Origin of the sequence: Anaeromyxobacter sp. PSR-1 (assembly GCF_000964525.1) — a bacterium.
Taxonomy (GTDB): Bacteria; Myxococcota; Myxococcia; order Myxococcales; family Anaeromyxobacteraceae; genus Anaeromyxobacter.
In genome coordinates this window covers 1-7,365 of record NZ_BAZG01000207.1, presented here as the reverse complement: position 1 = coordinate 7,365, position 7,365 = coordinate 1, and the positions used below count along the sequence as shown (strand labels likewise).

Here is a 7,365-nt window from a genome sequence, read left to right as displayed (position 1 = left end):
CCCCGCGGCGGCGGCGCGCAAGGAACTCCTGCTCGAGGTGGCGAAGATCATGGCTGAGCAGCTCTCGGATCGCGAAGGCGCGGTGGACGCGTACCGGAAGATCCTGTCGGTGGACCCGGAGGATCCGCAGGCGCTCCGGCTGCTCGGGCGGCTCCTCGGCGCGGCCGAGCGCTGGGAGGAGCTGGTCCAGGTCCTCGATCGCGAGGTGGCGCTGGCCGACCGGCAGCCCAACTTCGTCGCCGAGGCCGCCGAGCTGCGCTTCCGGCTCGGCCGCATCCGCCACCAGCGGCTGGCGGACGCGGAGGGCGCGCTGGTCGCCTACCGCGAGGTGCTGCACCGCGTGCCCCGCCACCCGGCCGCGCTGTCCGCGCTGGAGGAGCTGGCGCGCGGCACCGGGCCGGCCGCGCTCGAGGCGGCGCTGCTGCTCGAGCCGGTGTACGCGGCCGAGGGCGAGCACGGCAAGGTGGTGGAGACGCTGGAGGCGCGGGCGGCGAACGAGACCGAGCCCTCCCGGCGCGCGGCGCTGCTGCGGCGCGTGGCCGAGGCGTACGGCGGCCCCCTGCGCAACGCCGAGATGGCGTTCCTGGCCGCGTCGCGCGCGCTCGCGGCGGACCCGGACGCGCCCGAGTCGCTCGAGCTGGCGGTCCGGCACGCGCAGGCGGCGGGCCTGGGCGACGAGCTGGCCGCGCTGCTGGAGGAGCACGCCGACCGGGCCCGCGAGCCGGTCGCGCGCGCCGAGTACCAGCGGCGGATCGCACGGCTCGCGCAGGGCGAGCCGGCCCGCGCGGCCGCGGCCTGGCAGAAGGTGCTCGACCTCGCCCCGGACGACCGCGAGGCGCTGGTCGGCCTCATCGACGCGCTCGAGGCCGGCGCGGATCCCGAGGCGCTGGCGCAGGCGCTGCGGCGGGGCCTGGCGGTGGAGGAGCTGCCCGAGGGCCGCGCCCACCTGCTGCGGCGGCTGGCGGCGGTGCAGGACGAGCGGCTCGGCGACGCGGCCGGCGCCATCCAGAGCCTGAAGCGGCTGCTGGAGCTGTCGCCGGACGACCGCGAGGCGCTCGCCCGGCTGGATCGCCTGTGCGTGAAGGCGGAGCGCTGGGTGGACCTGGGCGACGTGCTCGCGCGCGAGATCGCGGCCGCGGCCGAGGCCGGCGACGCGAACGTGCTCGGGTCCCTGCGGCAGCGCCTGGCGGAGCTGAAGGAGCACCGGCTGCTCGACCGCGAGGGCGCGCTGGAGCTGTACGAGGAGGTGCTGCGCGCCCGGCCGGACCACCCCGAGGCGCTGGCGCGCCTCGAGGCCATGCTCCAGAAGGACCCGGGCAACGCGCGCGCCGCGGTGGCGCTGGAGCGGGCGTACGCCGCGGCCGGCGACCCGCTGCGCCAGGCGGCGGTGCTGGAGCAGCGCGCCGGCGAGCGCCCCGACCCGCAGGAGCGCAAGGCGCTCTACCTGGCCCTGGCCGAGCTGCGCGAGAAGGGGCTCGGCGATCCCTCGCTCGCGTTCCTGGCGCTGTGCAAGGCGTTCCGCGAGGACCCCGCCGACGCGGCGCTGCGCGCGCGCATGGAGGCGCTCGCGGGGCGGAGCGGCCACGAGGAGGAGCTGGCCGCCATCTACGAGGACGAGCTGGACCGGCTGGCGCCGGCCGACACCGCGCAGGTGGCCCTGCGCCTCGGCGCGCTCTACGAGGAGCACCTGGCCGAGCCGGCCCGCGCCGCCCAGTTCCTGCGGCGCGCCGCGGCGCTCGACCCGGCCGCCGCGCCGGCGGCGCTGCCCGCGCTGGAGCGCATCTACCGGAAGCTGGAGAGCTGGCCGGACCTGGCCGACGCGCTGTCGTCGCTCGCCTCCTCCGCCCAGGGCGCCGAGCGCGTCCAGCTCCTGTTCCGGCTGGGCCAGCTCTGCGAGGAGCGGCTCGCCGCGCCGGACCGCGCCGCCGAGGCCTACGAGGCGGCGGTGGCGGCGGACCCGCGCCACGTGCCGTCGCTCCGGGCCCTCGAGGCGCTGTACGAGGGCGCGGGCCGGCGCGAGGACCTGTTCCAGAACCTGGCGGCGCAGCGCGCCGCCGCGCAGGAGCCGGCCGCCCGCGAGCGCGTGCTGGCCCGCATGGCCGCGCTGGCCGCCGAGCTGGGCCGCCTCGACGAGGCGGTGGCCCTGTGGAAGGAGCTGCTCGGGATCCGCCCGCGCCACGAGGCCGCGCTGGCCGCGCTGGAGGACCTGTACGAGCGGCTGGAGCGCTGGCAGGACCTGGCGCAGCACCTCCGGGTCCGCGTGTCCGCCACGGTGGACCGGCGCGAGATCGCGCGCCTGAACGACAAGCTCGGCCACGTGCTGGGCACGCGGCTCGGCGACGCCGCGCAGGCGGTGCAGTCGTACAAGGCGGTGCTGGAGTCGGATCCGCGCAACCGGCGCGCGCTCGAGGCGCTGCGCGACATCCACGCCGCCCAGGGCGACCAGGACGCGCTGGTCTCGGTGTACCGGCGCCTGGTGCCGCTGCAGGAGGACGCGGCCGGGGTGAAGCGCGTCCGGCTCGAGCTCGCGGACGTGCTGCTGCGCGCCGGCCAGAAGCGCGAGGCGGTGGAGCAGGCCAAGCTCGCGTTCGACATCGAGCCGCACACCGCGGACGACCTCGTCCGCATCGAGGAGATCTTCCGGCAGGGCGGCGCCGCCCAGGACGGCGTCCGCGCCGCCGAGGCGCGCGCCGCGCTGCTCGCCGCCGAGGGCGGCCCCGCCGAGGCGGTGCCGGCGTGGCTGGCGGTGGCCGAGCTGTGGCGGGCGCAGAAGCGGGGCGACGCCGCCGCGGCGGCGCTCGACAAGGTGCTGGAGCTCGACCCGGCCAACCGCACCGCCTACGACCAGCTCCGGGCGCTGCACGAGGCGGCCGGCAACTGGCGCGCGCTGGCGCGGGTCTGCGACCTGTTCGCGCCGCACCTGCCCGACCCGGCGGAGAAGCTGGCGCTGCTGAAGGAGGTGGCCGGCGTCCACGAGAAGCGGCTCGGCCAGAAGGAGATGAGCTTCCTCGGCTGGTGCCGCGCGCTGGCCGAGGGGCCGGGCGACGCCGAGGCGCTCGCCGAGGCCGAGCGGCTGGCCGGCGAGACCGAGGCGTTCGACGAGCTCGCGGCGGTGCTGGAGCAGGTGGCGGAGGACGCGAAGGGCATGGTCCGGGCGCGGCTGCTGCTGCGCCTGGGCAAGGTGCGGGACGAGCGGCTCGACGCGCCCGACGAGGCGGAGGCCGCCTACCGCAGGGCGCTGGAGGCCGACCCGGCCAGCCCGGAGGCGCTCGACGCGCTGACCCAGCTCTTCAAGCGGCGCGGGCGGGTGCGCGACCTCGTCATCACGCTGGAGCAGAAGCTCGAGGCGGCCGCGGGCCTGGAGGAGAAGAAGGCCACGCTGCTGGAGATGGCGCGCATCTACGACGGCGAGCTGCACGACGTCGAGGAGGCGGTGAGCGCGCTGCGGCGGGTGCTGGAGCTGGACGGCGCGGACCCCGCGGCGCTGGAGGCGCTCTCCGAGCTGCTGCGGCGGGAGCAGCGGTGGGCCGACCTGGCCGGCGTGCTGGCCCGGGCGCGCGACCTGTCCGCCTCGGACCAGGCGCGCATCGCCTACCAGCTCCAGATCGCGTCGCTGCACGAGAACGAGATCGGCGACGACGAGGCCGCGGTGGAGGGCTACCGGACCGTGCTCGGCCTGGACGACCGGAACGCCGAGGCGCTGGCCGGGCTGGAGCGCCTGTACACCAAGCTCGACCGCTTCGCCGAGCTGAACCGCGTCTACGAGCGGCTCATCGCGCTCACCCAGGACCCGCGCGAGCAGGTGCGCGTGCTGTCGCGCAGCGCCGCGATCCACGACGAGAAGCTGCGCGACCCGCGCTCCGCCATCGAGAAGAACGAGGCGGTGCTGCGCATCGACGGCGCGAACGCCGTGGCCATCAAGAACCTCGAGCGGCTCTACCGCGACGAGGCGCTCTGGGACCGGCTCATCAGCGTCATGCAGCACCACGTCTCGCTGGTGCAGGACCGGCGCGAGCAGGTCGCGCTCGAGGTGGCCATCGGCGAGATCTGGTGGAAGGAGCTGCAGCGAGTGGACCGCGCCGAGGCGATGCTGAGCCACGCGCTCCAGCTCGACCCCGACTCGCGCCAGGCGGTCAGCGCGCTCGGGCGCCTCTACGAGAACAGCGGCAACTGGAACCTGGCGCTCGACATGCTGCGGCGCGAGGCGCGGGTGGCGGGCGGGTCCCGGGACGCGGTGGACCTCCAGGTCCGCATGGGCGCGATCTTCGAGGACATGCTCATGGACGTGGCCGGGGCCAAGGAGGCCTACGGCCGCGCCCTGCAGCTCGACCCGGGCAACCTCCCGGCGCTGCGCGCGCTGAAGGGGATCGCCGAGCGCGAGCGCGACCGCGACCGCTACCTCGAGCTGCTGGTGGACGAGGCCCGCTACGCCACCGACGTCCAGGAGAAGACCGAGCGCTACACCGAGGCGGCGCGCGTCTACCAGGAGGAGCGCGACGACCGCGAGAGCGCGGTCCGCTACTACGAGGAGGCGCTGAAGCGGACCCCCGGCCACCTGGACGCGGCGCGCCCGCTCTCGGACATCTACGTGGCCCAGGCGCGCTGGGCCGACGCCGAGCGCGTGCTCGACGTCATCGTGGGCGTGCTCGACTCGGCCGGCGACGCGCGCGAGCTGTGCCGCCAGTGCTACCGCCAGGGCTACGTGGCGGAGAAGCTCGGGCGGCTGGACAAGGCGCTCGCGTCCTACCGCCGGGCCTACGAGCTCGACGCGACCTACCTGCCCGCGCTGGAGGGCCTGGGCAACCTGCTCGTCCGGCGGGAGGAGTGGGACGAGGCGCTGCGCATCTTCACCGCGGTGATCATCCACCACCGCGACGGCCTCACCGACCTCGAGGTGGTGGAGACGCACTGGCAGATCGGCGAGATCGCCGCGAAGCTGGGGCAGCTCGACCGCGCCGCCAACGCGTTCCGCAAGGCGCTCGAGATCGACGCGAACCACGAGCCATCGCGCCGCAGCCTGGTGCGCGTGCTCGAGGCGGTGGGCGACTGGGAGGGCGCGGTGGACCAGCGGCAGCGGCTGCTGGCGCTGCTCGAGGGCAAGGCCCGGTTCGACGACTTCGTCGCCATCGGCGAGGCCTGCCGCGACAAGCTCCAGGACCCGTACCAGGCCATCGACGCGTTCCTGGGCGCGGCGCGCATCGACCCCACCAGCCTGCCGGTCACCGAGGCGCTGCTCGGCCTGTACCGCGAGACGCGCCAGGGCCAGAAGGCGGCCGACGTGCTCGGCCAGATGGTGGCGCGGCCCGAGGTGCAGGCCGATCCGCTCCGCGCGGCCCGGCTCCACCTGGCGCGCGCGGAGGTGCTGCGCGACGAGGTCAAGGACGAGAACGCCGCGCTGGCCGAGCTGGAGCGCGCGCTCGACCGCAACCCGCGGCTGGTCCAGGCGTTCGCGGCCATCGAGGACACCCTCACCCGCGGCAAGCGCTGGCAGGAGCTGGAGCAGGCCTACCTCCGGATGATCCAGCGGCTGCCCAAGACGCCGGACGTGGCCCAGGCCCGCCTGGCGCTGTGGAAGACCGTCGGCGAGCTGTACCGCAGCGTGCTCCGCAACGACGACGGCGCGCGCCTCGCCTACCAGGTGGTGGCGAAGGCCGATCCGGACGACGCGGTGTCGCTGGAGCTGTACGCCGACCTGGCGGCGCGGAAGCCGGGCGAGGAGGCCGAGGCGGTGGCGGCGTACCGGCAGCTGCTGCGCGGCGGGAGCCGCACGCAGAAGCCGGCCGCGGCGCTGGTCAAGCTGCACGCGTCGCGGCGCGAGTACGACCAGGCCTACTCGGCGGCGCAGGTGCTCGTGCACCTGCTCGGCGCCACCTACGGCGAGGAGGTGCAGGTGGTGGCGCGGCTGCGCAAGTTCGCGCGCGAGCAGGCGAGCCGCCCGCTCGACGACGCGCTCTGGGCGCTGCTGCTCCACGAGCGCGTGAAGGGCCCGCTGGCCGACATGATGACGCTGCTCGCGGTGCACGCGCGCCCGCTGTTCCTGCAGCGCGACAAGGACCTCGGGCTGAACCCGAAGAAGGACGAGCTGGACGTGCAGGGCTCGATGCTCTTCTTCGCGAACATGTTCAAGTACGTGGAGCGCACGCTCGGCTTCAAGGGCCTGCGGCTGTTCCGCAAGTCCGGCGCCGCCGCGAAGCTCGCGATCGTGCCCACCGACCCGGCGGGCCTCGTCGCCTCCGACGAGCTGTTCGAGGAGGCGCCGAAGAAGGAGCTGTGGTTCGCGATCGGCAAGGCGATGGCGTTCGCGCGCCCCGAGCTGTACCTCGCGCGGCTCATGCCGCACGACCAGCTCGACCTGGTGTTCCAGGCGGCGTGCTCGGTGGGCACCTCGCGCTTCGTGGTGACCGCCGATCCGCACCTGGTGGAGAAGCTGAAGCGGGAGCTGGAGCGCACGCTGCCCGAGGGCGTGCGCAAGAACACGCTCAAGCTGCTGGCCCGGAGCTACTGCGAGGTGCAGCACCCGGGCGACGTGCGGTCGTACCTGGACGGCGCGGAGCTGACCTCGAACCGCGCCGGCGCGCTGCTGGCCGGCGATCTCGAGGTGGTGCGGCGGGCGGCGGCGGCCGAGAAGCCGCAGGTCTCGAAGCTGCGGGAGGAGACCCGCCTGCGCGACCTGGCGACGTTCTGCGTCTCGGAGGAGTATGCGACGCTCCGGGAGAAGCTCGGCCTCTCCTGCGTCGTGCCGGCGTGAGCGGGGGCGTCCTTGACGGTGCGGAGCAGGCAAACCTAGGATCTGGGCGGGTTGGCACATGAAATTCGGCTGCGAGCGGTGTGACGCTCAGTACATGATCTCGGACGACAAGGTCGGTCCGAACGGCGTCAAGGTGCGCTGCAAGAAGTGCGGGAACGTCATCCGGGTCCGTCGGGCCGCGGAGAACGGCGCCGTGGCGCCGGAGACGCCCGCGTCCACGACGGCGGCGGTGGCCGGCGACGGCGCCGCGGGGGCCCCGGCGCCCGGCGGCGGCGCCGCCCCGGAGGGCGGGCTCGACGCCGAGCTGGGCCAGGCGTTCGACCACGCCTTCGGCGACACGCCGCCGGCCGGCGTGGCGGCGCCCGGGCCGGATCCCGACGCCACCCAGGAGACCACGCCGGAGGAGCAGGCGCGCATCGCCGCCGCGTCCGCGGCGCCGGCGGCCGAGCTGCCCGCCACCGAGTGGTACGTGGCCATCGGCCAGGCGCAGGTCGGGCCGCTGCCGCTCCTCGAGGTGAAGAAGAAGTGGGAGGGCGGCGACGTCGGCCCCGACTCGCTGGTCTGGCGCCCGGGCATGGGCGACTGGGCGGCGGTGTCCGCGGTGCCGGAGCTGGCCG

Annotated in this window: 2 protein-coding genes; both read left to right on the top strand. The window is 75.4% G+C overall.

Features of this window, described 5'->3' with window-relative positions:
- Positions 1-49 precede the first annotated feature (49 nt).
- A complete protein-coding gene (locus tag PSR1_RS20240) occupies positions 50-6,748 on the top strand; it encodes a tetratricopeptide repeat protein (RefSeq protein ID WP_237758170.1) in 6,699 nt (2,232 codons plus the stop codon).
- A 94-nt stretch (positions 6,749-6,842) separates the two neighbouring features.
- On the top strand, positions 6,843-7,365 hold a 523-nt coding region (locus tag PSR1_RS20235), incomplete at its 3' end, for a GYF domain-containing protein (protein ID WP_237758169.1).

Coding starts and splice junctions, on each gene's coding strand:
- PSR1_RS20240 (WP_237758170.1), top strand. CDS start 50: ATGGCTGAGCAGCTCTCGGATCGCGAAGGCGCGGTGGACGCGTACCGG.